Consider the following 25358-nt stretch of genomic DNA (forward strand, 5'->3'; position numbering starts at 1 on the left):
TTTATTAGCGATAATTATAGAGATACTTATCAACCTTGGGCAACCGGCAGCTCGCAAGGTGGTCCGATATCCGTCCGTTGCGCACAGAGAGGCCGATTCTCAAGCGAATTATGCCGCCGCTCCATCTTTGTGTTCGACCAAGATCTTTTCGGAAAACCGGTTTCCACTTTTCAGGATCATGGTCTAGACCTGACAGGCACCTTATCCGGAAATCCGATGGCTGGAGGCGCTGGTGGAAGGCCAGGACGAACATATGACCGGCGCCAGGGCGGCCGAGGAGCGCCGCGCCGACATCTATGACGAGGACGGCGTCATCCTGTCGTCGTTCCTCGCCCAGATCGGTGCCGCGATCGCCGATCGCGATACACTGACGCTGAAGCGTGAAGTCGACGATCTGCACCAGTCGGAACTCGGTCACCTGCTCGAGGCCCTGCACCCGGAACAGCGGCGCGCGCTGGTCGAATTGCTGGGCAAGGATTTCGACTTTTCTGCGCTGACCGAGGTTGACGAGGCGATCCGCCGCGACATCGTCGACAGTCTGCCCAATGCGCAGATCGCTCAAGGTGTGCAGGATCTCGATTCCGACGATGCCGTCTACATTCTCGAAGACCTCGACCAGGAGGACCAGGACGAGATCCTGTCGCAGCTGCCGTTCACCGAGCGGATCAGGCTGCGGCGCTCGCTCGATTATCCCGAAGAGACCGCCGGCCGCCGCATGCAGACGGAGTTCGTCGCGGTGCCGCCCTTCTGGACGATCGGCCAGACCATTGACTACATGCGCGAGGACAACAATCTTCCTGACCGTTTCAGCCAGATCTTCGTCATCGATCCGAGCTTCAAGCTGCTCGGCGCTATCGACCTCGACCAGATCCTGCGTACCAAGCGCTCGGTCAAGGTCGAAGAGGTCATGCATGAGACCAGGCATGCCATCCCGGCCACCATGGACCAGGAGGAGGCGGCGCGCGAATTCGAACAATACGATCTTCTGTCGGCTGCCGTCGTCGACGAGAACGAGCGGCTGGTCGGCGTGCTGACCATCGACGACGTCGTCGACGTCATCCAGCAGGAGGCCGAGGAAGATCTGCTGCGCATGGGCGGCGTCGGCGACGAAGAACTCTCGGACAGCATCTTTTCGACCTCGCGCTCGCGCGTGCCCTGGCTGCTGGTCAATCTTTTGACGGCTTTCCTGGCGGCCTCGGTGATCGGCCTGTTCGACCGCACCATCGAGCATATCGTGGCGCTGGCGGTGCTGATGCCGATCGTCGCCGGCATGGGCGGCAATGCCGGCTCGCAGACCATGACGGTCACGGTGCGGGCGCTGGCGACCCGGGACCTCGACATCTACAATGCCGGCCGCATCATCCGCCGCGAAATCGGGGTGGGCTTCATCAACGGCATCATCTTTGCCATCCTGATCGGCCTCGTGGCTGCTGCCTGGTTCCACGATCGCAATCTCGGCGGCATCATTGCGGCTGCAATGATCATCAACATGTTCGTGGCGGCTCTGGCGGGCATCCTTATCCCGCTGCTGCTCGACCGCTTCAAGATCGACCCGGCCGTGGCTTCGGCGGTTTTCGTCACCACGGTCACCGATGTCGTCGGTTTCTTTGCCTTTCTCGGGCTCGCCACATGGTGGTTCGGCGTAAGCTGAACGGCACCTCAATTGACTTTTACGTAAATGTCGTGCGAGGCTTTGGAAGGTGCCTTGTCCGCCGATTCTGGTGCGCGCCTGGGCGCCTTGGGCGCCGGCCAGTTGGAACTTGCGGCGTGGCCGGGGCATTGGAGTGACGATGCGGGAATATTATTCGATCACGGAGCTGACCCGCGAATTCGACGTGTCGACGCGGACGTTGCGCTTCTACGAGGACGAAGGGCTGGTGCAGCCGGTAAGGCGCGGCCGCACCCGGCTGTTCCGCCCGTCGGACCGGCATCTCATCCGCCAGATCATGCGGGGAAAAAGGCTCGGCTTCTCGATCAACGAGATCCGCGAGATCATCCAGATGTACAGGGAGCCGCCCGGCGAGGTCGGCCAGCTCAAGCTGATGATCAAGCGCATCGAGGAAAAGCGCGAGGATTTGCGCCAAAAACGCCGCGACCTCGAAGAGACCCTGGCCGAGCTCGACCAGGCCGAGGAATCCTGCGTCGAGCGGCTGGTGGAACTCGGCGTCACCACATAAGCGCGGTGTCAGCCCCGGCTCAAATCCAGCGCCGCACCCTTTTGGCGTAGTCCCGGTACTTCTTGCCGAATTTGGCCGTCAGCACCTTCTCCTCGCTCTCGATCGTCAGCTTCTGCGTCAGGAACGCCGCGATGACCGCCAGCGGCAGGAACCAGGCGATCCCAGTGACAAAGGCGAGGCTGACCAGCAGCAATGTGTTGGCGAGGTAGATCGGGTTGCGGCTGACGGCGAAGGGTCCGGTGGTCACCAGATGGTCAGGCACGCCGTTCGGGTTGAGCGTCGTCTTGGCGCGGATCATGGTGCGGATTGCCGTGAACCAGAGCGCGGCAACCGCCACCAACCCCACAAGGCCGGCGGCGAACAGGATGTCGCCGAGAAGATCGCCGATCCACGGCAGCGGATAGAACAGCCCCAGCGCGACGCTGACGATGATGGCGGCGATATAGATCAGCGGCGGCCATGGGATGTGCCCCAGCTTCGGCTGCCCAGGATTTTGCTGCACGGGTTTCGGGTGACTGTCGCTCATTATTGTCCTCCCTCGATTAGCGCGTTCCCGGTTCCGCCGCCTCGATTTGGGCGGTGCAGGTTCCGGCGAGCTCGCCAATATGCGCCTTCCACTCCGGGGACTGGTCGTTGCTGTAGAGCCGGTCAAGCGAGGCTTCGCCCTGGAGAGTGTCCAGCATGCAGGCACAATAGCTGGAGCAGAACTTGGTGTCGCGTGCCTGCTCGCAGGATATCTGGCAGGATTTCAGAAAACTCACCTCCCTGGTTTCGGCCTGCGCCGGCATGAATTGCGAAAGCAGGCAGACCGAGCCGATCAGCACCGGCTGATGGATCAAATAGAAGGCAAGGCTGTGCCGGCCGATGAAGACCAGCGGATTTGCCCAGCGGCCGGGCGTCAGGGCCGACAGCCGCGTCAGCACGCCGGAGGTGGAGGCGAGCTTGGTAACCGCGATGCCGGCAAGTACGGCGCCGAACCAGGGCAGCAATGGAACGTAGTCGTTGGAGCGCGGGTTGGTCGCCGACAGGCCGACCCACCATAAAGCTGGATGATCGAAAAGCTCGGATCGCAGGTAGAAAGGCGCGGCAATGACGAGGGCCGCCACGGCAAGCGTCAGCAGCGCCGGCAACCGTAGGAACGCCAGGCCGAGCAGGCTGGCGAGGGCGATCTCGTGCAATATGCCGAAGAAGATGAAGCCGTCGGGCGTGGCGATGCGGGTGACCAGCGATATTGCGAGCGCTGCCCCGGCAACCATGGCGAAGCGCTTCCAGAAGCCGGTCCAGCGGATTTTTTTGCCATGGGCGAGATAGAGGCTGATGCCGACCAGGAACAGGAAGCTCGAGGCGATGCAGCGCGCATAGATTTTCCACCAGCCGAAGGCGGTGAGGCCGGGATCGGTGTAGCCGAAAAATTCGAGGTCCCAGGTGAAATGATAGCTCGCCATGGCAAGCAATGCGATGCCGCGTGCAATGTCGATGGCGGCGATGCGCTTCGACTTCGGTTGATCCTGAACGGAGGCGGTCGGCGTGTCGGTGCTCATGGTCTCGCTGTCTTGGTTCAGCCCCGGCAAGACGACTATCACGGTTGCCACCGTCAAAAGAAGCAGGGCCTTGCGTCACGTTGGCGCCGGCCAGCATCAGGGCTGCTTTAGGCCAGAGCCGGAAAGCCTTTGGCCGGCTTCGCTTTTTGCCGTGAAGGCGTCGGTTTCCTGTTACCCGGCAAGGAATCGCCGCGGCAGATTTGTGCTCCAAACACTGCTTCAGGCGATTCGGCTTCGGGAAAAGCAATGGCTACCCATGTGCGCCATCCGATCTGGCTCGCGGCCTTGCGGCCGGCGGATGCCCGCACCTTCGCCTCGCTTTATGCGGTCGAATCCTTCGCGCGCGCCACCGTATCCAGCGTCATCCCGATCCAGGCCTACGAGATCCTGCACAACGAGCAGATCGTTTCGATCCTCTACACGATCGTGGCGATGCTCGGCCTGTCGGCGACGCTGTTCATGCCGATGCTGATCGCCCGCTTTGCCCGGCGCTGGGTCTATACCGCCGGCGCCTGCCTGCTGGCCGCCGGCTCGCTGTTCTTCGTCACCCATACGCTGGCCGGCCAGGTGGTCGGCATGCTCTGCCGCGTCGTCGGCGCCGGCGCGCTGGCGATCACGCTCAACCTCTACATCATGGATCATATCCGCAAGACCGATTTCATGCAGGCCGAGTCGCTGCGCATGGCGTGGTCGATGCTTGCCTGGACCGCCGGGCCGACCCTCGGCATTTTCCTCTACACGCGTTTCGGCATCTATGCCGCGCATGGCGCGGTGGCCGTCTTCGCCATGGCCTTGCTGGCGCTGTTCTGGACTTACCGGCTTGGCGACAACCCGTCGATCCGCCCCGGCAAGACGCGGCCGGTCAATCCGCTGGCCAATATCGGCCGCTTCGTCGCGCAGCCAAGGCTGAGGCTGGCCTGGCTGATCGCCTTCGGCCGCTCCTGCTTCTGGACGACTTTCTTCGTCTATGGGCCGCTGTTCATGGTGATCACCGGCGAGGGCAAGCTCGCCGGCGGCCTCTTGGTTTCGGCCGGCAATGCGCTTTTGTTCATGGCCATCTTCTGGGGCAGGGCAGGAAAGCGTTTCGGCGGCCGGCGCACCATGACGTTCGCCTATTTCGCGATGTCGGCAACGCTGCTGGCGGCCGGCGCCGTCGGCGAGGCCGCACCGCTCGTCACCGGCGGGTTGCTGCTTTGCGGTGCCTTCTTCACCATCGCGCTCGATGCGCTGGGCTCGACTGCCTTCATGCGCTCGGTGCGCTCGTATGAGCGGGCACAGATGGCGGCGGTCTACCGCACCTATCTCGACTTTTCCGAGCTGACGCCGCCGCTGGTCTACTCGGTGGTGCTGGCGTTTTTCGGACTGGGCGCGGTTTTCGCGACGCTCGGCCTGCTGGCGGCGATCTGCGGCTTCGTCACCTGGCGCTATCTGCCCAAATCGCTTTGATTTTCGAGCGCCGCATGGCGCTCGCGCACCCAATTGTGGAAGCGGTGCTGATCATATTCCTCCGGCATCAGCACGCCGGCCTTGTGGCGCATCGAGCGGAGGCCCTTCTGGTTGACCTCGCAGATATCAGCGTCCTCCTCCAGCACCTGGGTGCCGAAGGCGACGATGTTGTCGATATCGGCGGCCGGATCGGCGAGCGCTTCGGGCGAAAAAAGCCATTCGGCAGTGAGTTCGGTCTGCTCCGGCCCAAGTGGCACCAGCCGCACGGTCCTGACATAGTCGACATGGCCGACGACGAACATCGACGGCAGGCTGGTGGCATAGGTCTGCCCGGCGGCACGCTCGGCCGGCGTCAGGCCGGAAAAGACCGAGCCGTGGACGCGCCTGTCGCGCGACCAGGTTTCGGCCCCGGCCCGCAAGCCGCCGGCAAATTCCGGTGCGTCATTGTCGGCGTGGCGCGCCCATTCGGGGTCGTCGTGCCGGCCCATCAGGCCGCGGCCATAGATCGGCACCAGCCGCGACAGGTCCTTGTGGACGCCGGGGCAGTGCAGGCACTCGTTGAAGTTTTCCCAAAAGATTTTCCAGTTGCAGTTCATAACCTTGCGCAGGACATGGCCGCTCAGCAGCGTTTCCAACGGCCAGTTGGCGAGGTTGCCGGATGCCGGATCGAAGGATGTTTCAGCCGAACCGGCAGCGTCTTCGGCGAGGTTGACGAAGACGAACCCGCGCCACACCGACAGCGCGACGCGGTAGAGCGGATGATCGGCCTTGTCGAAACCTTCAGGCAGCGATTTCGACGGCACGCGCACCAGATCGCCGCGCAGCGAATAGGACCAGGCGTGGTAGGGGCAGGTGATGAGCCGCACCTTCAGCCGGCCTTCGCTCTGCTGGCAAAGCTGCGAGCCACGATGCCGGCAGGTGTTGTGGAAGGCGCGCAATTCGCCGGTCTCGTCGCGCAGCACGACGACCTCCTGCGTGCCGATGTGGAACGTCCTGAAAGCCAGCGGCTGGGCAAGGTCGGCCTCGCGGCAGACGAGCAGCCAGTTGCGATACCAGATGGCCTCGAGATCGTTCTGATAGGCCGCGATGTCCCAATAGGCCGATGACGGCAGCGTCGGCTCGGCCCGCGTCAGGCCGTTGTAGGGACCGCGCTCGTTCGGGCTGGGTTGCATGCCGGCTTCCTCCCCATCCGCCAGCCGACACCGGCCGCGAAAATTGTCAATCGCGGCGCCGGCCGGCCAGCTTGGCGAGGCGGCGCATTCGCTACACGATCCGGCGGAATTTGGTTTGCCGGGCGCGGCGATTCTGCCTATAGTCGCTGATGTCGTCGGTTCCGTTTGGAACCAAGAGGGAATGCGGTGAGGGCAAGTTGTTTGCCCAATGCCGTGGCTGCCCCCGCAACTGTGTGCGGTAGTCCTCTCCATATGCCACTGAGGGTTCGCCTTCGGGAAGGTGGGGAAGGGCGCTGATCCGCGAGCCAGGAGACCTGCCGGCGACAGGAAACTGACTTCTATGCCCTCGGGTGGAGGGCGAAAGGACAAGACATGAATACCGCTTCCGTCTCGCTCGGCGCTTCCGCCTCCTCGCAGTCGCGTTTCATGCAGCTGGCGCTTGCTGCATTCCTCGGCATTTTCGTCATGGGCTTTGTCGGCTTCTCGCATATCGATGCGGTCCACAATGCCGCGCACGACTATCGCCATTCGATGGGCTTTCCCTGCCACTAACAAGGGGCTGACATCATGACACTGTTTCGCAACGTCGTGTTCATCGCGGCGATCGCAGGGCTTGTGGCCGGCGTGGCTCTCGCCTGCATGCAAGCCTATGCCACGGTGCCGCTCATCCTGAAGGCGGAAGTCTACGAACAGGCCGGCGGCGGCCATGACCATGCCGCGGCACCGGCCGAGAACGCCGCGGGCACGACGGCCATGAGCAGCGCCGCGCCGGCACCGGCTGAAGCAATGGCTCCGGCGGAAGAGGAAAGCTGGGCGCCGGCCGACGGTTTCGAACGCTTCGGCTTCAGCGTCGTTGCCAATATCGTCACCGGCATCGGCTTTGCGCTGGTCCTGGTTGCGGTTTCGGAATTCGCCGGCGGCATCGGCAATTGGCGCCAGGGCCTGTTCTGGGGCTTGGCCGGCTTTGCCGTGTTCACGCTGGCGCCGGGCCTCGGCCTGCCGCCGGAACTGCCGGCGATGCCGGCGGGCGACCTTGTCCAACGCCAGATATGGTGGTGGGCAACAGTGGTGGCGACCGCGGCCGGTCTCGGCCTTATCGTCTTCCGCAGATCGCTGCCGCTGGTGGTTCTTGCGGTGGCGTTGATCGTTGCGCCGCATATCGTCGGCGCGCCGCAGCCCGACAGTTTCGAGACGACGATCCCAGAAGGCCTGCACCACCAGTTCGTGGTGGCGGTGACGCTGACCAATCTGGTGTTCTGGCTGGTGCTCGGCGCGGTCGTCGGCGTGGTGCGCGGCCGCTTCACCGGCACGGCGACCAGCCTGCGCGACAGCTTTGCCTGACCGCGCTGCCGGGGCATTGACCCTGGTCATCGGCGGTGCGCGCTCCGGCAAGAGCGCGTATGCCGAGAGGCTGGTAACGGCCCGTCCGCCGCCTTGGCGCTATATCGCCACGGCGCAAGCCTATGACGACGAGATGCGCCAGCGTATCGCGCTACATCGGTCGCGGCGAGGCGAGGGCTGGACGACCATCGATGCGCCGCTCGACCTTGCCGGCGCGATCGAGGCGCTGCCTGACGGCCAGCCGGCGCTGATCGACTGCCTGACGCTGTGGCTGACCAACCATATGCTGGCCGAACATGATGTCGAGGCCGAATGCCGAGGGCTGGCCGATGTGCTGTCGCGGCCGCGTGGGCCGTGGTTCGTGGTGTCCAACGAGGTCGGCCAGGGCATCGTGCCGGAGAATGCGCTGGCAAGACGGTTTCGCGACGCCGCCGGCCGGCTGAATCAGGACGTCGCGGCCGTCGCGGACACAGTGCTTTTGATGGTGGCGGGGCTGCCGCTCAAGGTGAAATGACATGGCTGATGCTATCGATCCCAAGACCATTGAACAGGGGGACGAGGAACGCCACCGCGCCAAGATGGCCAAGCGCAAGGCGGTGCAGGACGCCGAGGTCGCGGCCAAGACGGTCGAGAAGGGGCTGCTGATCGTCAACACCGGGCCGGGCAAGGGCAAGACCACGGCCGCCTTCGGGCTGGCGCTCAGAATGCTCGGCTATGGCAAGCGCGTCGGCGTCGTCCAGTTCATCAAGGGCAAATGGCACACCGGCGAGAAAGACGCGTTTGCTAGTTTTGGCGATCGTGTCGTCTGGCACGCCATGGGCGAGGGTTTTACCTGGGAGACGCAAGACCTGAAGCGCGACATCGCGGCGGCCGAGGCCGCCTGGGCGAAGGCGCTCGAGTTGATGGCCGACCCGTCGATCAGCCTCGTGGTGCTCGACGAGCTGAACATCGCCCTGCGTTACGACTATCTCGATCTCGAAAAGGTGGTCGCGGCGCTGAAGGCTCGTCGCGAAGGCCTGCATGTCGTCGTCACCGGCCGCAACGCCAAGCCGGCATTGGTCGAGGCGGCCGATCTGGTCACCGAGATGGGCGTGACCAAGCACCACTTCTCCGCCGGCGTGAAGGCGCAGCAGGGGATCGAGTTCTGAGGGTTTGGCGATCGGGCAGAACGTTCAGAGGAAGATCCAACTCGGATGACGCTTGCCGAGGTTGCCCTCGACCTCTCAAGACCTGGGTTCCTCGCCCGCCGCGAAGCGGGGGAGAGGTGGCCGCGCAGCGGCCGGAGAGGGGGCCTTCGTAGGGCGCAGTCCCCTCTCCGTCTCGGCTTCGCCGAGCCACCTCTCCCCACTTTCGTGGGGCGAGGAACCCAAGCTGGAATGAAGCCACGATTCTCGCGCGCCCTCTGGCCTGCCGGCCGGCTCCTTTCACAAGGGGCATATCCGCGATTTTCTCCGACCGCAGCCACATTTTGTTCTTGCTTTGTGCCGGCAGCTATGCTACTAATTTCGCTATGGTGATTATTCGCCCCAACGACCCGCCCGCAGAGGCGGGTTTTTGGTTTCAGCTGTCGCCGTCGCTTAAGACCCCCATCATCCGCACTTGCATTTCATCGCCGGATTGCCGATATGGAGGCTGGGAGGTTGGTGGTGGACGGTCCACTCGCCAACCGGGTCAGGTCCGGAAGGAAGCAGCCCTAACGAGCCCGGAACGGGTCATTGTTCCAGCCTCCCACCTCTTCGCCTTTTGCTCGACATTGACGGCGCCAAGCCGTGCGGGCGAAACTATGCGCAGGAATCGGCCGCCTCCAGTGGCAGCCCTTGGAGCTTAACGGGCGAATGAGCGAAGCCGAAAACGAGGCCGGGAAATTGGACAAGCCTGCCGCCTATCGGGTGCTAGCGCGCAAATACCGGCCGTCGAATTTCTCCGAGCTGATCGGCCAGGAGCCGATGGTCCGCACGTTGACCAATGCCTTTGCCACCGGCCGCATCGCCCAGGCCTGGATGCTGACCGGCGTGCGCGGCGTCGGCAAGACGACGACCGCGCGCATCCTCGCGCGGGCGCTGAACTACAAAACACCGACCGTCGACCAGCCGTCCGTCGACCTTGCCGTGCTCGGCGAGCATTGCCAGGCGATCATGGAAGGCCGCCATGTCGACGTCATCGAGATGGACGCCGCCTCGCATACCGGCATCGACGACATCAGGGACATCATCGAGCGCGTGCGCTACGCCCCGGTGTCGGCGCGCTACAAGGTCTACATCATCGACGAAGTGCACATGCTTTCCAACCAGGCCTTCAACGGCTTGCTGAAGACGCTGGAAGAGCCGCCGCCGCACGTCAAGTTCATCTTCGCCACCACCGAAATCCGCAAGGTGCCGATCACCGTCCTGTCGCGCTGCCAGCGTTTCGACCTCAGGCGCATCGATGCGGCGATGATCAAGGCCGACCTTGCCAGGATAGCCGGTCTGGAGGGCATCGAAGTCGAAGACGATGCGCTGGCGATGATCGCGCGCGCTGCCGAAGGCTCGATGCGCGATGCGCAGTCGATCCTCGACCAGGCGATCGCCCATGGCGGCGGCGCGGTCAGCGCCGAAGCGGTGCGTGCCATGCTCGGCCTGGCCGACCGTGCCCGCATCGTCGACCTGTTTGAACATGTCATGAAGGGCGACGTCGCCGCCGCGCTTGCCGAATTCCGTGCCCAGTACGATACCGGCGCCGATCCTGCCGCGGTGCTGACCGACCTTGCCGAGTTCAACCATCTGGTCACCCGTCTGCGTTTCGTGCCGGCTGCCATCGACGACGCCTCGCTGTCCGAGGACGAGCGCCGGCGCGGCGCCGATTTCGCCAGCACGCTGTCGGTCAAGGTGCTGTCGCGGACATGGCAGATGCTCTTGAAAGGCATTCCCGAGGTGCAGACCTCCAACCGCCCGGTCAGCGCCGCCGAGATGGTGCTGATCCGGCTGGCCCATGCCGCCGACCTGCCGACCCTGGATGAGGCGCTGAAATCGCTGGAGAACGGCGTTTCGCTGCCGGGCGCCGCGCCGCGCGCGAATGGCGCGCCGGCAAGCCCCGGCCCCGCGAGCCATGCGCCTGCAAGCGGTGGTGCCGGCGCCGTGGCACAGACGCGGATGCCGACGGCCAATGGCGGCGCGCAGACGATGCGCCTGGTCGAGGCCGAGCCCGTGCCGACCGACTTCGTTGCTCCGCCGGAGCCAGTGGTCGAGGCGCCGCCGGTGCCGGTGAAATCGCTGGCCGACATTGTCGCCCTTGCCGACGCCCAGCGCGACATGGCCTTCAAGGTGCTGGTGAAGCGTTGCGTGCGCCTTGTGCGCATCGAGCCCGCCCGTATCGACGTCAGCCTGACCGACGATGCGCCGAAGATGCTGCTCAATGATTTGACCGCCAAGCTGCGCGCCTGGACCGGTCGCAACTGGCTGGTGTCGCTGTCGAAGGAGGAGGGCGGCCAGACGCTGGCCGAGATGGAATCGACGAAGCGCGAAAACGCCTTCCTCGATGCCAAGAGCGACCCGACGGTCGCCGCCATCCTGGCGCGCTTTCCCGGCGCCAAGATCATCGACGTACGCATTCCCGACGCGCCGGAAGCCGATGCGGCCGAGGCCGAAGTGCCGGTCGAGCCGCCGGCCGACGACGACGAAACCTGAAACAACCAGCACCAACTGCAAAGGACCGTGCGATGAAAGATCTTCTTGGCCTGATGGGCAAGGCAAAGGAAATGCAGGCCAAGTTTCAGGCCATGCAGGATGAGATCGCCATGCTGGAAGCCACCGGGCAGGCCGGCGGCGGCCTGGTCAGCGTCACGCTGACCGGCAAATTCGAGATGAAGTCGCTGAAGATCGATCCGTCGCTGTTCAAGGAGGACGAGGTCGAGATTCTGGAGGACCTGCTCCTCGCTGCCCACAACGACGCCAGGACCAAGGTCGAGCAGACCATGCAGGAGAAGACCAAGGCGCTGACTGCGGGACTGCCGATCCCGCCGGGAATGAAGCTGCCGTTCTAAGGCTAATGCATGTCGCGCAAAAGTGTGCAGGGGTTTTGCGATAATGACATGCATCAAAACAAGAACCTAAAACGCGTCGCATGAGGCCGGTCGAACGCGACGCGCTATTAGTCAATCGGGATGCCGTTACAGTGGCCGAAGCCTTTAGCGGCCCAACGCTTGCTGACCAGCCAGCTGTGTCTATTGGGCAACGCCCCACACTTAATAACGCTTTAGCCATCTTTTTGCCTGAAAGTGTCTCATTCTTGCCGCAACCAGGGGCGGGCTGGCAGCAGAATGAGGGGACGCCTGTTGATCTCTACCCGATGGAAGACGCCGTTGCGGCTCGGCGTCGTTATCTCGCCGCTGTTTTTGGCCGCTTGCAGTCAGACCGCCTCGCACGGCATGTCCAGCCTGACCGATGCCATTACGCCGGGTTTCCTGAGCTCGCGCTCCTACAATTCCACGCCCAAGGAGAAGGAATGCCTGGAGCGGGCGATGTTCTTCGAGTCCAACCGCTCGAGCCGTGACGGCATGATTGCGGTCGGCACCGTGGTGATGAACCGGCTCCGGTCCGGCAAGCACGGCAGCACCATCTGCGAAGTGGTTGGCGAGCGCGGCCAGTTCGCGCCGGGCGTCATGACACGGCCGATGAATTCGAAGGCGATGCCCGATGTCGAGGAAGCCGCCGAGGCGGTGCTCAAGGGCGAGCGCAAGGCCAAGCTGAAGAACACCATGTATTTCCACACCGCCGGCCTGCGCTTCCCCTACAAGAACATGCACTACACCATGGTCGCCGGCGGCAATGCCTTCTATGAAAAGCGCGGCCGCAACTGGCAGCCGCTGCCGGACGAACCGGTGGTCGCCGTGGCCCAGGCCAAGCCGCAGGCGCCTGCCGCTCAGGCCATACTTGTCGCCTCGGCGGAGCCGGCACGCGAGGCCAGGCCGACATTTGCCAAGGCAACCTATGTGACCGCCGCTGCATCGCAGCCGGCAAAGCAGACCAGGGTGACTGCCGGAATGGCGACCCCGGAGAAGCCGACTCAAGAGAAGCCGATACTTGTGGCGCTGCAAGAACCAATGCAGGAGCCGGATGCGGCCCGTTTTGGCGGGACCGTGAGCGCCCGGCCTGTCACCTCCTTCCAGGCCGCGCCGGCGGAACCGACAATGTCGTTCGAGGCGACGCCCGAGAACGCCGACGCGATCGGCGCTATGATCGCCGGCCAGACCCGGCCGCTGGAAGAAAACTGAGGCGGTCGATTGTTGAGGGCGCCGCCGCCCCTCATCTGGCTGCCGCCATCTTCTCCCCGTATAGTGACGGGGAGAAGTACGCCTTTGCCAAGGACTTCGCCAATTTCCGGCGCTGCAAAAAGGGTGCCGAGGTCGCGGTTGGCCCTTTCTCCCCGTCACTATACGGGGAGAAATGCCCGGCAGGGCAATGAGGGGCGGCGCAAACCTAAAGCGATTGCCTCGTTGCGCGTTGAACAGCGCGCGCCTCAGGAGTGTTCCAAAACCCGCTGAAAAATCCTAGAGCCTGATCCATTCCGATAGTTCGGAATGGGGCTCTATCGTCTTGTTTGACCATGATCTTTTCCGAAAACCGGTTTCCACTTTTCGGGATCATGGTCTAAACCGGTGCGATGTCGAAGCGAATCGCCGGTCCCGAGATCGAACGCCTGATTCAGCTGCTGGCCAAGGTGCCGGGGCTCGGTCCGCGTTCGGCACGGCGCGCCGCGCTCCACCTCATCAAGAAGAAGGAGCAGCTGCTGGCGCCGCTCGCCGCCGCCATGGGCGAGGCGGTCGACAAGGTGCGCATCTGCTCGACCTGCGGCAATGTCGATACCTCGGATCCATGCATGATCTGCACCGACCCGCGCCGCGACCCCACTACGCTCATCGTCGTCGAGGACGTGGCCGACCTTTGGGCGCTGGAGCGGGCGACCGCCATGAACGTGCGTTATCATGTGCTCGGCGGTACGCTGTCGCCGCTCGACGGCATTGGTCCTGATGAGCTCAACATCCGTTCGCTGGTCGATCGCGTCGCCGGCGGCGAAGTCAAGGAAGTGATCCTCGCCGTCAACGCCACGGTCGAGGGCCAGACCACCGCACATTATCTCACCGACCAGCTTTCCGGCTTCGACATCAAGGTGACGCGCCTGGCGCACGGTGTTCCGGTCGGCGGCGAGCTTGATTATCTCGACGAAGGCACGCTGGCCGCAGCGCTGCGCTCGCGGACGGTGTTTTGAGGCGGGTTGCGGGGAAGGGTAGTTCTGAGATGATTGCCTTCTGTCGCGCCCCCCTCTGTCCTGCCGGACATCTCCCCCACGAGGGGGGAGATCGGACGTCACGCCGGCTTTCGCTAACCTCCAAAGCCGGAGAAAAGGCGCCGCCGTCAAAGCTGGCAATCTCCCCCCAAGTGGGGGAGATGTCCGGCAAGACAGAGGGGGGCGCGACGGAACGTCGGCTTTGCGGATTGGCGATCTTTCTCGCAGTCCTCTTTGCCTTCCTCCTCGCCACCCCCGCTTCCGCGGCAAAGATCGACGACCAGTTCCGCGCCTGGCTTGGCAACGACCTCTGGCCCGAAGCCAAGGCCAAAGGCATCTCCAGGAAAACCTTCGATGCCGCCTTCGACGGCGTCAAGCCGAACCTCCAGCTGCCCGACCTGGTGAAGCCGGGCGAGAAGGCGACGACGCCGCAGAAGCAGCATCAGGCCGAATTCGGTTCGCCCGGAGCCTATTTCGCCGAAAAGATAGTTCGTGCGGTGACGGCCGGCGGCCGCACCCGCGAGGCGGCCAATGCGAGCACGCTGGCCGCGATCGAGAAACGCTACGGCGTGCCCGGCGAAGTGCTGCTGGCGATCTGGGGCCGCGAGAGCGGCTTCGGCGCGGCGAAGATGCCTTATGACGCCTTCGAGGTGCTGGGCACCAAGGCGTTCATGTCGACCAAGAAGGAATTCTTCCGCACCGAGCTCTTGGCGGCGCTGGAGATCGTCGAGCGCGGGCTTGCCCCGGTCGGTGCGATGAAATCGTCCTGGGCCGGCGCGCTCGGCCAGCCGCAGTTCATGCCGACATCGTTCCTCAAGCATGCCGTCGATTTCGACGGCGACGGCCGCACCGACATCTGGAATTCGACGCCCGACATACTGGCATCGATCGCCAATTATCTCGTGCATTATGGCTGGGTCAGGGGCCGCGGCTGGGGCTTCGAGGTGACGGTGCCGGAAAGCGTCTCGTGCTCGCTCGAAGGTCCGGACCAGGGCAGGAAGATTTCGCAATGGGCTGATATGGGTATCAGGCGTGTGTCGGGTAAACCGTTCCCGGCGAGCGAACTGAAGGCCGACGGCTTTCTTTTGATGCCGGCCGGGCGTAGCGGCCCGGCCTTCATCGTCACTCCCAATTTCTATGTGCTGAAGCAGTATAACACCAGCGATCTCTATGCCCTGTTCATCGGCCATGGCGCCGATCGCATCGCCCATGGCGACAGCAATTTCTCGGGCAATTGGGGCGCAGTCGGCGGGCTCTACCGCTCCGACATCGCCGCCCTGCAGCGGGTGCTGGAAGCCAAGGGCTACGATGTCGGCAGCGCCGACGGCCTGCCTGGCTTCAAGACGCGCCGCTCGATCGGCAAATGGCAGGCCAGCAACGGCCGTTCCGCTACCTGCTTTCCCGACGCCGACCTGGTTACCGCGCTGAAATAGCCGGATTTTCGCACCGCCGGTCTGGCCCAATCGACCGTTCTGCAAATGCTCGTTGCCGCGCTCGAAACCGCCGGATATGGTGAACCGGAACCGCACAAAAAATTGCCAAGACAACGGTCCGGGGATCACCGTTCGACGCGGCAAGAAATGCCACAACCCTGAGCCGGGAACTCAGGTCAACAAAAACAGGGAACAGTTAATATGATGATGGAAAAGTTTGCTCTACGCTCCCGCTTCTTGCTCGCGGGCGCGGCCATGTCCGCGCTGCTTCTGGCCGGTGCGCCTGCCTTCGCGGTCACGCCCGCCGACACGCTGGTCGAGGGTTTCGCCATCGACGACATCATCTCCATGGATCCGGGCGAGGCATTCGAATTGTCGACCGCCGAGATCACCGGCAACACCTACGATCTCCTGGTGCGCCTCGACCTCAGCGACACCTCGAAGGTCAAAGGCGATCTCGCCGAAAGCTGGAGCGTCTCCGACGACGGCCTGACCTACACGTTCAAGCTCAAGCCCAGCCTCAAATTCGCCTCCGGCAATCCGATCACGGCGGCGGACGTCGCCTATTCGTTCGAGCGCGCCATCAAGCTCGACAAGAGCCCGGCCTTTATCATCGGCCAGTTCGGCATCGATGGCGGCAACGTTACCGAGAAGGCCAAGGCTGTTGATGATACGACGTTCCAGTTCACCGTCGACAAGGCCTATGCGCCGAGCTTCGTGCTGAACTGCCTGTCGGCGACGGTCGCCTCGGTCGTCGACGCCAAGCTGGTCAAGGAGCATGTCGCCGCGGTCACGCCGAGCGCCGACTACAAATGGGACAATGATTTCGGCAATGCCTGGCTGAAGACCGGCTATGCCGGCTCCGGCGCCTTCAAGCTGCGCGAATGGCGCGCCAACGAGGCCGTCGTCCTCGAGCGCAACGACAATTACAACGGTGAAAAGGCAAAGCTTGCGCGGGTCATCTATCGCAACATGAAGGAAAGCTCCGGCCAGCGCCTGGCGCTGGAAGCCGGCGACATCGACGTTGCCCGCAATCTCGAGCCGAACGATCTCGACGCGATCGCCAAGAATGCCGACCTCACCACCACCTCAGCGCCGAAGGGCACGGTCTTTTACATCAGCCTCAATCAGAAGAACCCGAATCTCGCCAAGCCCGAGGTTCGCCAGGCCTTCAAATATCTTGTCGACTACGATGCCTTGAGCTCGACCATCCTCAAGGGCATCGGCGAGATCCACCAGACCTTCCTGCCCAAGGGCGTGCTCGGCGAACTGGACGAGAACCCGTTCAAGTTGGACGTCGCGAAGGCCAAGGAACTGCTGGCCAAGGCGGGTCTCGCCGACGGCTTCAGCGTCACCATGGACGTGCGCACCGGGCAGCCGACGACGGGCATGGCGGAATCCATCCAGCAGACGCTGGGACAGGCCGGCATCAAGCTGGAGATCATCCCCGGCGACGGCAAGCAGACGCTGACCAAATACCGCGCCCGCAACCACGACATCTATATCGGCCAGTGGGGCCAGGACTATTTCGACCCGAACTCCAACGCCCAGACCTTTGCCAGCAACCCCGACAATTCGGATGAAGGCAAGACCAAGACGCTGGCCTGGCGCAACGCCTGGGACATTCCGGACCTGACCAAGCAGACCGAAGCGGCTCTGCTCGAGAAGGATGCGGCCAAGCGCGCCGCAATGTACCAGGATCTCGAGAAGAAGATCCTCGACACCAGCCCGTTCGTCATCATCCACCAGCAGCTGGAAGTGGCCGGCCTGCGCAAGAACCTCAAGGGCTTTGCACTCGGCCCGAGCTTCGACACAAACTTCGTCGGCCCCGTCTCGAAGGAGTGATGCCGGCGGACGCGCCGTATGAGTGTGGCTGAAAGCGAAGTGACGGCAGGGCGCGGCGGCGCCCGCGCCGTTGCCGTGGCCTCATCGATCGCCAGGTTCCTGGTCATCGCGATAACGACCTATCTCGGTCTGCTCGCGGTGACCTTCTTCATAGGCCGCGTGATCCCGATCGACCCGGTGCTGGCGGTGCTCGGCGACCGGGCGCCGGCCAATGTCGTCGAACGCACGCGTCGCGAAATGGGCCTCGACCTGCCGCTGGTCGAGCAGTTCTACATCTATGTCAAACATGCCCTGAACGGTGATTTCGGCACCTCGGTGCTGACCACCAATCCGGTGATGACGGACATCCGCCGCGCCTTTCCGGCGACGCTCGAACTGGCGACGCTGGGGACACTGATCGGTTCGGTGATCGGCGTCCCGCTCGGCGTGCTGGCCGCCGTGCGGCGCGGCAGCATCATCGACCAGATCGTGCGCATCATCGGCCTTGTCGGCTATTCCGTGCCGATCTTCTGGCTGGGGCTGCTGGCGTTGGTGCTGTTCTATGCCAAGTTGCAGTGGGTCGCCTTTCCCGGCCGCCTCGATGTCGTCTACGAATACACGTTCACGCCGATTACCGGCTTTTACCTGCTGGATGCACTCTGGCAACGGCAGTGGGACGTATTTGCCGATGCCTTCCGCCACATCATCCTGCCTGCCTCGCTGCTCGGCTATTTCTCGCTCGCCTACATCAGCCGCATGACGCGCTCCTTCATGCTGAACGAACTCACCCAGGAATACATCGTCGCGGCGCGCGCCAAGGGCCTGTCGGAAACGCGCATCATCTGGGGTCATGCGCTGCGCAACGCCGCGGTGCCGATGGTTACGGTGATCGCTCTGTCCTATGCCGGGCTGCTCGAAGGCTCGGTGCTGACCGAGACGGTGTTTTCGTGGCCGGGCATCGGCCTCTACATCACCAACTCGCTGCAGAATGCCGACATGAATGCCGTGCTCGGCGGCACCATCATCATCGGCTCGGTCTTCATCGCCATCAACCTATTCTCCGACCTGCTCTACCGGGTGCTCGATCCAAGGACCAAGGCGGGATGAGCACCGAAGCGATTCAAACCCGCCGCGACTGGCTGCTCAGCGAGCGGCCGGCGTCGCGCGTGCAGGCAAGGCTCGGCCGCGCCTATGTGGCCTGGCGGCGCTTCTCCGCCAACCGGCTGGCGTTTGCCGGCCTGCTCATCATCATCGCCCTGCTGGTGGTCGCGGCATTCGCCGATGTGCTGGCGCCCTATTCGCCGACGTTCGGCGACCTCAAGGGCTCGCGGCTGCTGGCGCCGAGTGCTGCGCACTGGTTCGGCACCGACGATCTCGGCCGCGACATCTATTCGCGCATCATCTTCGGCTCGCGCTGGACACTCTACGTCGTCATTCTGGTTGCCATCATCGCCGCGCCCATCGGCTTGCTGGTCGGCACCGTTGCCGGCTATGCCGGCGGCTGGACCGATGCGATCCTGATGCGCATCACCGACATCTTCCTCGCCTTTCCGAAGCTGATCCTGGCGCTGGCCTTCGTCGCCGCGCTCGGCCCCGGCATCGAAAATGCCGTGCTGGCAATCGCCATCACCTCGTGGCCGCCCTATGCCCGCATCGCGCGCGCCGAAACGCTGACCGTGCGCAATTCCGATTACATCAAGGCCGTGCAGCTGATGGGCGCCTCGCCATTCCGCATCGTGCTTCGCCACATCATGCCGCTCTGCATCTCCTCGCTGATCATCAGGGTGACGCTCGACATGGCCGGCATCATCCTGACCGCCGCCGGCCTCGGCTTCCTCGGCCTCGGCGCGCAGCCGCCGCTGCCGGAATGGGGCGCGATGATCGCATCGGGCCGCCGCTTCGTGCTCGACCAGTGGTGGGTTGCGGGCGCGCCGGGCTTTGCCATCCTCATCGTCAGCCTCGGCTTCAACCTGCTCGGCGACGGCTTGCGCGACGCACTCGACCCCCGAAGCGGTGACCAATGAGCACGCTTCTCGACGTCGACGACCTGCGCGTTACCTTCCCGACGCGCACCGGCCTGATCGAGGCGGTGCGCGGCGTTTCCTTCTCGCTCGGCCGCGAGCGGCTCGGCATCGTCGGCGAGAGCGGTTCGGGCAAGTCGCAGACCGGCCGCGCCATCATGGGCGTCACCCCGCCGCAGGCCGAGGTGACCGCGAAGACGCTCGCTTTTGACGGCATCGACCTGCTGGCTGCGTCGCCGCGCGAGCGCCGCGCGCTGCGCGGCAAGCGTATCGCCATGATCCTGCAGGATCCGAAATATTCGCTCGACCCGGTGATGAGCATCGGCCGCCAGATCGTCGAGACGCTGCGTACGCATGAGAAGGTCTCCAGGGCCGAAGCCCGCGACCGCGCGCTGGCCATGCTGGAGGCTGTGCAGATCCGCGATCCGGCCCGTGTCTTCGACCTGCATCCGCACGAGGTTTCCGGCGGCATGGGCCAGCGCGCCATGATCGCCATGATGCTGATCGCCGGGCCGGAGATGATGATCGCCGACGAGCCGACCTCGGCGCTCGACGTCACCGTGCAGCTCGACGTGCTCGGCATCCTCGACCGGCTGGTCAGCGAGCGCGGCATGGGGCTGATCTTCATCTCGCACGACCTGCGCCTGGTCTCGTCTTTCTGCGATCGTGTCATCGTCATGTATGCCGGCAAGGTGGTCGAACAGCTCAAGGCCTCCGAGCTCGGCCGTGCCCAGCATCCCTATACGCGCGGCCTGCTCAACTGCATGCCCAAGATCGGCGCCGACCGCCACCCGCTGCCGGTGCTCGACCGCAAGCCGGAGTGGGCGGCATGACGGCAGCCCTTTCCGTCAACAGGCTGGACGTGACGTTCGACCGCTTCCGCGCGCTGAAAGGCGTCAGCCTCGAGGTGCAATCCGGTGAATCCTTCGGCCTCGTCGGCGAGTCCGGCTCCGGCAAGTCGACGCTGCTCAGGGCAATCGCCGGCCTGGCGCCGGCCGCATCGGGCACCATTACCGTCAACGGCAAAACGCTCGGCGCGCGCCGCGACAAGGCGTTCTACCGCGAGGTGCAGATGGTCTTCCAGGACCCATACGGTTCGCTGCACCCCCGCCAGACCGTCGACCGCCTGCTGCAGGAGCCGCTCGCCATCCACGGCTTTGCCGATGGCGAAAAGCGCATCCAGCGGGCGCTGGACGAGGTTGGGCTCGGAACCGGCTTCCGTTTTCGTTATTCGCATCAATTGTCCGGCGGCCAGCGCCAGCGCGTGGCGATCGCGCGCGCCCTGATTCTGGAACCGTCGATCCTGCTGCTCGACGAGCCGACCTCGGCGCTCGACGCTTCGGTGCAGGCCGAGGTGCTGAACCTGCTGGAGGAGATCCGGCGGCGGCGCAAGCTGACCTTCCTGATGGTCAGCCACGACCTAGCCATCATCACCCACATGTGCGAGCGGCTGATGGTGATGCAGAACGGCGAGGCGGTCGAGCACCTCACCGCCGGCGACCTCGTCGAGCGCCGCGTCACCGAGGACTACACGCGCAATCTACTGCGGGCGAGCGAAGGATTTGTCAGAGTGTAGATCCCCACGCCCCGCTCTGTCGCGCCCCCCTCTGGCCTGCCGGCCATCTCCCCCACAAGTGGGGAGATCGGCAGCTTTGCCGTCCCGCTCCTCTTTCAACGTTCAAGATTGGCGAAAGCCGAGATGACGGCCAATCTCCCCACCCGTGGGGGAGATGTCCGGCAGGACAGAGGGGGGCGCGACAGAACACGACCTTAACGGCGACAGGCCCAATCACCCGCCGCCAGTGCCAACTTGAGGAAAACCTGAAATAAGCCCAGAAGAGTCTCGACAGCCATCAAACGAGAGCGGGCGCCGGCCCGGTGAGAGATACGATGACAAATTCAGCCATTTCCGAACGCAAGAGCCAGTCGATTTCGCGCGGCGTCGGCATGACCACGCAGATCTATGCCGATCGCGCCGAAAACTCGGAGATCTGGGATGTGGAAGGCCGCCGCTACATCGATTTCTCGTCCGGCATCGCTGTCGTCAACACCGGCCACCGTCATCCGAAGGTGATCGAAGCGGTCAAGGCGCAGCTCGACCGCTTCACCCACACCTGCTACCAGGTCGTGCCCTATGAGAGCTATATCAGGCTGGCCGAACGGCTGAACGGCATGCTGCCTGGCAAGTTCGACAAGAAGACGATTTTCGTCACCACCGGCGCCGAGGCGGTGGAGAATGCCATCAAGATTGCCCGCAGCGCCACCGGCCGGCCGGCGGTCATCGCTTTTTCCGGCGGCTTTCACGGCCGCACCTTCATGGGCATGGCGCTGACCGGCAAGGTCGTGCCCTACAAGGTCGGCTTCGGCGCCATGCCGGCGGATGTCTTCCATGCGCCGTTCCCGGTGGCGCTGCACGGCGTGTCGGTCGCTGATTCGCTGGTTGCGCTCGATCGGCTGTTCAAGGCCGACGTCGATCCGGCCCGCGTCGCCGCGATCATCGTCGAGCCGGTGCAGGGCGAGGGTGGCTTCTACGAGGCGCCACGCGACTTCATGACCGCATTGCGCAAGATCTGCGACCAGCACGGCATGCTGCTGATCGCCGACGAGGTGCAGACCGGCTTTGCCCGCACCGGCAAGATGCTCGCCATGGACCACCATGAGGTGGCAGCCGACATCACCACCATGGCCAAGAGCCTGGCCGGCGGCTTCCCGCTGGCGGCGGTCACCGGGCGTGCCGAGATCATGGATGCGCCGAACCCCGGCGGGCTCGGCGGCACCTATGGCGGCAGCCCGATCGGCGTTGCCGCGGCGCATGCCGTGCTTGACGTCATCGACGAAGAGAAGCTCTGCGACCGCGCCAACACGCTGGGCAACCGTCTGAAGCAGCGCCTGCAATCGATCCGCGACGAAGCGCCGGAGATCGTCGATATCAGAGGCCCCGGCTTCATGAACGCTGTCGAGTTCAACGATGTTAAGAAGGGCTTGCCGTCGCCGGAACTCGCCAATGCGGTCCGGCTGAAGGCGCTCGACAAGGGCCTGATCCTGCTCACCTGCGGCGTCTACGGCAACGTCATCCGCTTCCTCGCGCCGATCACCATCCAGGATGGCGTCATGAACGAGGCGCTCGACATCCTGGAAAGTTCGATCCGAGAGGTCCGCGCCGCCTAGAGCTATCCCGCCGCTCTTGCAGGCTCTGTCTGCTGGAAGGCGGCGAGCGCCGCCTTCAGCCCGTCGGGCCCGGTCGCGACAATCTGTGGCGACGGCGAAAAACCGGCACCGAGCATCTTGCGGCCAAGCATATGGTCGCCCGGCCGGTTGACCGATTCGATGCCGAGCAGCCGGCTTCCGGCATAATGGTAGATGGAGAATTTGTTCTCGGCCACGTCGCCCAGTACGACATGGCTGTCGCCGCCCGCAATCAGGCCGACCATCTGCAGCTTCATGTCGCCGATATCGGACCAGAACCACGGCACTGCGGAGTAATTGTCGGCGTGGCCGACGATCGTGCGCGCGGCGAGCCGCGCCTGGTCAGTGGCGTTCTGTACCGATTCCAGCCGCACGTCGCCGCCGGTGAACCAGTGCCGGTAGGAGGCGGCGTCGCCGATGGCGAGGATTTCCGGCACTGACGTGCGCATCTGCTGGTCGACGCGGATACCGTTGGCGATGGCAATGCCGGCGGCTTCGGCCAATTCGACATTCGGCACGACGCCGATGCCGATGACGACCATCTGCGCCGGCAATCTTTCGCCGGATGAGGTGATTGCAGCCGAAACACGGCGGTTCTCGCCCTCCAGCCGTTCAATGGTGGTGCCGGTGAGGACGCGCACGCCGGTGGCTTCCAACCGCTGGCGCACATGGCCGGCGATGACCGGCGCCACGGCGCGGCCGAGCAGCCGGTCGACCGCTTCGACCACCGTAACCTTGCGGCCTGCCGCGGTGAGCGTTGCGGCAATCTCCAGGCCGATGAAGCCGCCGCCGAGGATGACGATCTCCTCGCTCTGCGCGCTCAATTCGCGGATCAGGCGGGCATCGCCGAGCGAGCGCAGCGACACAACGCCGGAAAACTCCGAACCCGGCAGCGGCAGCAGGCGCGGCCGCGCGCCGGTGGCGAGGACCAGCCCATCGAACGGCAGCACGCCACCACCTGACATCTCCAGCCTGCGGCCGCCCACGTCGATCCGCTCGATCCGGATGCCTGGCCGGAAGTCGACGGCGCTGCCGGTATAAAAAGCTTCGCCGCGCAACGGCTGCGGCTTTGCTTGCTGATCCTTGATGAAGGTCTTCGACAGCGGCGGCTTGTGGTAGGGCAATTCGTTTTCGTCGCCGACCAGGATCACCGGGCCGTCATAGCCTTCTTCGCGCAGGCTGGCGGCCGCTTGCACGCCCGCATGACCCGCACCGACAATGACGACCCCGTTCTTCATAACAGCCCGATTCCTCATCCAAATCTAGGACGTCCCGCCAGGTGGCGATTGTCCGGCGCCGCCGCAAGAGCGCCGATCCGGGTCGCACCCGGAACGGCCGCCTGTCAACTGCGTCATGCGCCGGCATTCCCTATACATCGATGTTAAAGTTGACAGTTCTAGTTTAGAATAATTCTAAACTATTGTTTCAATTGAATTTTTTCTACGCCCCCAGTTGACATCCGGCGTCTTCACCGTTTTATGGAAGCTCGCGCGTTAGCGCATCCCTTTGATGTCTGGGCCTTGAACCCTTTCGATTGGAGGCATTTCGGTGTCTTTCTTCCGCGAACCGCGCGATGGCGCGACCCTTCTTGCCCGCTGGCAGCTGCCCGCCGCGGCGCCGGCATTTCATTAATTCCCGAGGAGAGACAGTCATGAGAACGATGATCACGGCACGGTATGGCGGCAGGCTTGCGGCGATCGGCGCCACCGCGATGCTGACGGCGGCGGTGTTCGTGCTGCCGGCCAAGGCGCAAACCGATGCCAAGGCGGTCATCAAGACCTACTCCGACATCGCGCTTGCCAAATACGAGGATTCGCTGATCACCGCCGAGGCGCTCGACAAGGCTGTCGATGCACTGCTCGCCAAGCCATCTGCCGAAACGCTGAACGCCGCCCGCGAGGCCTGGAAGGCATCGCGTGTTCCCTATCAGCAGACCGAGGTCTATCGCTTCGGTAATGCCATCGTCGACGACTGGGAAGGCAAGGTGAACTCCTGGCCGCTCGACGAGGGCTTGATCGACTATGTCGCCAAGAGCTACGGCACCGAGTCGGACGCCAACGCGCTCTACACCGCCAATGTGATCGCCAACAAGTCGATCGAGATCAACGGCAAGAAGGTCGACGCCACCAATCTGACGCCGGAGTTCCTCTCCGGCACCCTGCAGGAGGCCGGCGGTATCGAGGCCAATGTCGCGACCGGCTATCACGCCATCGAATTCCTGCTGTGGGGGCAAGACCTGCACGGCACCGGTCCGGGCGCCGGCGGGCGGCCCTACACCGATTACGACCTCACCAATTGCACCGGCGGCAATTGCGACCGCCGCGGACAGTACCTGAAATCGGCGAGCGACCTTCTGGTTTCCGATCTCAAGGACATGGTCAACGACTGGAAGGAAGGCGGCGCCGCCCGCAAGGACCTTGTCGATGGCGAGCCGAACGCCGCCATTTCGACCATCTTCACCGGCATGGGCTCGCTGTCCTATGGCGAGCTCGCCGGCGAGCGGATGAAGCTCGGCCTCTTGCTGCACGATCCGGAAGAGGAGCACGATTGCTTCTCCGACAACACCTACAACTCCCATCTCTATGACGCGATCGGCATCCGTGCCGCCTATCACGGCAGCTACACGCGGCTTGACGGTACGGTCGTCGAGGGGCCGTCGGTGGCCGACATGGTCAGGCAAGCCGATCCGGCGATCGACAAGGAATTGTCGGCTAAGCTTGATGTCACCATCGCCAAGATGGAGGCCATCAAGGCGCGGGCACTTGCCGGCGAGGCCTATGACCAGCAGATCGGAGAAGGCAACACGGAAGGCAATGCCACCGTGCAGGCGGCGATCGACGCGCTGGTCGATCAGACCAAGTCGGTCGAACGCGCCGTCGGCACCCTGAAGCTCAATGCGATCGCCTTCGAGGGCTCGGACAGCCTCGATTCACCGGACAAGGTGTTCCAGTAAACT

23 protein-coding genes, 1 other RNA gene and 1 riboswitch are annotated in these 25358 nt (G+C 64.0%); of the genes, 20 read left to right on the top strand and 4 right to left on the bottom strand.

Annotation, left to right across the window (positions count from 1 at the left end; genetic code table 11):
- The first annotated feature begins 232 nt into the window (after positions 1-232).
- On the top strand, positions 233-1651 hold the full coding sequence (gene mgtE, locus NKI19_RS18220; protein WP_352567561.1) for a magnesium transporter: 1419 nt from the start codon (positions 233-235) through the stop codon (positions 1649-1651).
- Between the two features lie 139 nt (positions 1652-1790).
- Positions 1791-2177 carry a MerR family transcriptional regulator gene (locus tag NKI19_RS18225; protein WP_023676566.1) on the top strand — a complete coding sequence of 129 codons (387 nt, stop codon included), beginning with the start codon at positions 1791-1793 and terminating at the stop codon, positions 2175-2177.
- 19 nt (positions 2178-2196) lie between these two features.
- On the opposite strand, the gene NKI19_RS18230 is transcribed toward NKI19_RS18225, so the two are convergent.
- Positions 2197-2703, bottom strand: coding sequence for a methyltransferase family protein (locus NKI19_RS18230; RefSeq protein WP_352454650.1), 507 nt, complete (start codon positions 2701-2703; stop codon positions 2197-2199).
- 16 nt (positions 2704-2719) lie between these two features.
- Positions 2720-3718 (bottom strand): heparan-alpha-glucosaminide N-acetyltransferase, encoded by a 999-nt coding sequence (locus NKI19_RS18235; protein WP_352493410.1) that lies wholly within the window; start codon positions 3716-3718, stop codon positions 2720-2722.
- A 246-nt stretch (positions 3719-3964) separates the two neighbouring features.
- On the opposite strand from NKI19_RS18235, the gene NKI19_RS18240 reads away from it, so the two are divergent.
- Positions 3965-5164: an MFS transporter gene (locus tag NKI19_RS18240; RefSeq protein ID WP_352493409.1), complete on the top strand. Its 1200-nt coding sequence runs from the start codon at positions 3965-3967 to the stop codon at positions 5162-5164.
- Here the strand turns inward: NKI19_RS18240 and NKI19_RS18245 are convergent.
- On the bottom strand, positions 5143-6336 hold the full coding sequence (locus NKI19_RS18245; RefSeq protein WP_352493408.1) for an aromatic ring-hydroxylating oxygenase subunit alpha: 1194 nt from the start codon (positions 6334-6336) through the stop codon (positions 5143-5145). The two genes, NKI19_RS18240 and NKI19_RS18245, sit on opposite strands and share 22 nt — an antisense overlap.
- Positions 6337-6475: 139 nt before the next feature.
- Positions 6476-6672: riboswitch (cobalamin riboswitch) on the top strand.
- A gap of 36 nt (positions 6673-6708) precedes the next feature.
- Between NKI19_RS18245 and NKI19_RS18250 the strand changes: the two genes are divergently transcribed.
- From NKI19_RS18250 to NKI19_RS18325, 16 genes are all read left to right on the top strand, one after another.
- Complete coding sequence (locus tag NKI19_RS18250) at positions 6709-6888, top strand: CbtB domain-containing protein (protein WP_292663404.1); 180 nt, start codon at positions 6709-6711, stop codon at positions 6886-6888.
- 15 nt (positions 6889-6903) lie between these two features.
- Positions 6904-7677: a CbtA family protein gene (locus NKI19_RS18255; protein WP_352493407.1), complete on the top strand. Its 774-nt coding sequence runs from the start codon at positions 6904-6906 to the stop codon at positions 7675-7677.
- Positions 7670-8191, top strand: a complete 522-nt coding sequence (cobU, locus tag NKI19_RS18260; protein ID WP_352493406.1) for a bifunctional adenosylcobinamide kinase/adenosylcobinamide-phosphate guanylyltransferase — start codon at positions 7670-7672, stop codon at positions 8189-8191. Before NKI19_RS18255 ends, cobU begins: the two co-directional genes overlap by 8 nt.
- 1 nt (position 8192) lies before the next feature.
- A complete protein-coding gene (gene cobO, locus NKI19_RS18265; RefSeq protein WP_352493405.1) occupies positions 8193-8825 on the top strand; it encodes a cob(I)yrinic acid a,c-diamide adenosyltransferase in 633 nt (210 codons plus the stop codon).
- A gap of 487 nt (positions 8826-9312) precedes the next feature.
- An RNA gene (gene ffs, locus NKI19_RS18270) (signal recognition particle sRNA small type) lies at positions 9313-9409 on the top strand.
- Positions 9410-9512: 103 nt separating this feature from the next.
- Complete coding sequence (locus NKI19_RS18275; RefSeq protein WP_352566264.1) at positions 9513-11339, top strand: DNA polymerase III subunit gamma/tau; 1827 nt, start codon at positions 9513-9515, stop codon at positions 11337-11339.
- 32 nt (positions 11340-11371) lie between these two features.
- Positions 11372-11695, top strand: a complete 324-nt coding sequence (locus NKI19_RS18280) for a YbaB/EbfC family nucleoid-associated protein (protein ID WP_352488128.1) — start codon at positions 11372-11374, stop codon at positions 11693-11695.
- Between the two features lie 291 nt (positions 11696-11986).
- Positions 11987-12925: a cell wall hydrolase gene (locus NKI19_RS18285; RefSeq protein ID WP_352488130.1), complete on the top strand. Its 939-nt coding sequence runs from the start codon at positions 11987-11989 to the stop codon at positions 12923-12925.
- Positions 12926-13314: 389 nt separating this feature from the next.
- Complete coding sequence (gene recR, locus NKI19_RS18290) at positions 13315-13920, top strand: recombination mediator RecR (RefSeq protein ID WP_352448580.1); 606 nt, start codon at positions 13315-13317, stop codon at positions 13918-13920.
- A gap of 179 nt (positions 13921-14099) precedes the next feature.
- Positions 14100-15371: a lytic murein transglycosylase gene (locus NKI19_RS18295; RefSeq protein ID WP_352566262.1), complete on the top strand. Its 1272-nt coding sequence runs from the start codon at positions 14100-14102 to the stop codon at positions 15369-15371.
- 201 nt (positions 15372-15572) lie between these two features.
- Positions 15573-17216: an ABC transporter substrate-binding protein gene (locus tag NKI19_RS18300; protein WP_352566260.1), complete on the top strand. Its 1644-nt coding sequence runs from the start codon at positions 15573-15575 to the stop codon at positions 17214-17216.
- Positions 17217-17234: 18 nt separating this feature from the next.
- Positions 17235-18302 carry an ABC transporter permease gene (locus NKI19_RS18305; protein WP_352488134.1) on the top strand — a complete coding sequence of 356 codons (1068 nt, stop codon included), beginning with the start codon at positions 17235-17237 and terminating at the stop codon, positions 18300-18302.
- Positions 18299-19219, top strand: coding sequence for a nickel transporter permease (nikC, locus tag NKI19_RS18310; RefSeq protein ID WP_292653972.1), 921 nt, complete (start codon positions 18299-18301; stop codon positions 19217-19219). The genes NKI19_RS18305 and nikC overlap by 4 nt, the downstream gene beginning before the upstream one ends.
- A complete protein-coding gene (locus NKI19_RS18315) occupies positions 19216-20049 on the top strand; it encodes an ABC transporter ATP-binding protein (RefSeq protein ID WP_352488135.1) in 834 nt (277 codons plus the stop codon). Before nikC ends, NKI19_RS18315 begins: the two co-directional genes overlap by 4 nt.
- Entirely contained in the window at positions 20046-20792 is a 747-nt protein-coding gene (locus NKI19_RS18320; protein ID WP_352488136.1) for an ABC transporter ATP-binding protein, read from the top strand. Before NKI19_RS18315 ends, NKI19_RS18320 begins: the two co-directional genes overlap by 4 nt.
- 314 nt (positions 20793-21106) lie before the next feature.
- The gene (locus NKI19_RS18325; protein ID WP_352488137.1) at positions 21107-22384 is read left to right on the top strand and encodes a 4-aminobutyrate--2-oxoglutarate transaminase; all 1278 of its coding nucleotides are present in this window, start codon (positions 21107-21109) and stop codon (positions 22382-22384) included.
- A 2-nt stretch (positions 22385-22386) separates the two neighbouring features.
- Here the strand turns inward: NKI19_RS18325 and NKI19_RS18330 are convergent, their stop codons facing one another.
- Positions 22387-23640 (bottom strand): NAD(P)/FAD-dependent oxidoreductase, encoded by a 1254-nt coding sequence (locus NKI19_RS18330; RefSeq protein ID WP_352566258.1) that lies wholly within the window; start codon positions 23638-23640, stop codon positions 22387-22389.
- Positions 23641-24062: 422 nt separating this feature from the next.
- On the opposite strand from NKI19_RS18330, the gene NKI19_RS18335 reads away from it, so the two are divergent.
- Positions 24063-25355, top strand: a complete 1293-nt coding sequence (locus NKI19_RS18335; RefSeq protein WP_502899308.1) for an imelysin family protein — start codon at positions 24063-24065, stop codon at positions 25353-25355.
- Positions 25356-25358: the final 3 nt, after the last annotated feature.

Origin of the sequence: Mesorhizobium sp. M0751 (assembly GCF_040320265.1) — a bacterium.
GTDB lineage: Bacteria > Pseudomonadota > Alphaproteobacteria > Rhizobiales > Rhizobiaceae > Mesorhizobium.

What these genes read in the sequence shown, in the direction of transcription:
- NKI19_RS18225 (WP_023676566.1), top strand. Translation starts at nt 1,791, where the DNA reads ATGCGGGAATATTATTCGATCACGGAGCTGACCCGCGAATTCGACGTG.
- NKI19_RS18300 (WP_352566260.1), top strand. Translation starts at nt 15,573, where the DNA reads ATGATGATGGAAAAGTTTGCTCTACGCTCCCGCTTCTTGCTCGCGGGC.
- NKI19_RS18335 (WP_502899308.1), top strand. Translation starts at nt 24,063, where the DNA reads ATGATCACGGCACGGTATGGCGGCAGGCTTGCGGCGATCGGCGCCACC.
- cobO (WP_352493405.1), top strand. Translation starts at nt 8,193, where the DNA reads ATGGCTGATGCTATCGATCCCAAGACCATTGAACAGGGGGACGAGGAA.
- NKI19_RS18325 (WP_352488137.1), top strand. Translation starts at nt 21,107, where the DNA reads ATGACAAATTCAGCCATTTCCGAACGCAAGAGCCAGTCGATTTCGCGC.
- NKI19_RS18330 (WP_352566258.1), bottom strand. Translation starts at nt 23,640, where the DNA reads ATGAAGAACGGGGTCGTCATTGTCGGTGCGGGTCATGCGGGCGTGCAA.
- recR (WP_352448580.1), top strand. Translation starts at nt 13,315, where the DNA reads ATGTCGAAGCGAATCGCCGGTCCCGAGATCGAACGCCTGATTCAGCTG.
- NKI19_RS18280 (WP_352488128.1), top strand. Translation starts at nt 11,372, where the DNA reads ATGAAAGATCTTCTTGGCCTGATGGGCAAGGCAAAGGAAATGCAGGCC.
- NKI19_RS18230 (WP_352454650.1), bottom strand. Translation starts at nt 2,703, where the DNA reads ATGAGCGACAGTCACCCGAAACCCGTGCAGCAAAATCCTGGGCAGCCG.
- NKI19_RS18240 (WP_352493409.1), top strand. Translation starts at nt 3,965, where the DNA reads ATGGCTACCCATGTGCGCCATCCGATCTGGCTCGCGGCCTTGCGGCCG.
- NKI19_RS18305 (WP_352488134.1), top strand. Translation starts at nt 17,235, where the DNA reads ATGAGTGTGGCTGAAAGCGAAGTGACGGCAGGGCGCGGCGGCGCCCGC.
- NKI19_RS18245 (WP_352493408.1), bottom strand. Translation starts at nt 6,336, where the DNA reads ATGCAACCCAGCCCGAACGAGCGCGGTCCCTACAACGGCCTGACGCGG.
- NKI19_RS18320 (WP_352488136.1), top strand. Translation starts at nt 20,046, where the DNA reads ATGACGGCAGCCCTTTCCGTCAACAGGCTGGACGTGACGTTCGACCGC.
- NKI19_RS18250 (WP_292663404.1), top strand. Translation starts at nt 6,709, where the DNA reads ATGAATACCGCTTCCGTCTCGCTCGGCGCTTCCGCCTCCTCGCAGTCG.
- NKI19_RS18255 (WP_352493407.1), top strand. Translation starts at nt 6,904, where the DNA reads ATGACACTGTTTCGCAACGTCGTGTTCATCGCGGCGATCGCAGGGCTT.
- nikC (WP_292653972.1), top strand. Translation starts at nt 18,299, where the DNA reads ATGAGCACCGAAGCGATTCAAACCCGCCGCGACTGGCTGCTCAGCGAG.
- NKI19_RS18315 (WP_352488135.1), top strand. Translation starts at nt 19,216, where the DNA reads ATGAGCACGCTTCTCGACGTCGACGACCTGCGCGTTACCTTCCCGACG.
- NKI19_RS18295 (WP_352566262.1), top strand. Translation starts at nt 14,100, where the DNA reads ATGTCCGGCAAGACAGAGGGGGGCGCGACGGAACGTCGGCTTTGCGGA.
- NKI19_RS18235 (WP_352493410.1), bottom strand. Translation starts at nt 3,718, where the DNA reads ATGAGCACCGACACGCCGACCGCCTCCGTTCAGGATCAACCGAAGTCG.
- NKI19_RS18275 (WP_352566264.1), top strand. Translation starts at nt 9,513, where the DNA reads ATGAGCGAAGCCGAAAACGAGGCCGGGAAATTGGACAAGCCTGCCGCC.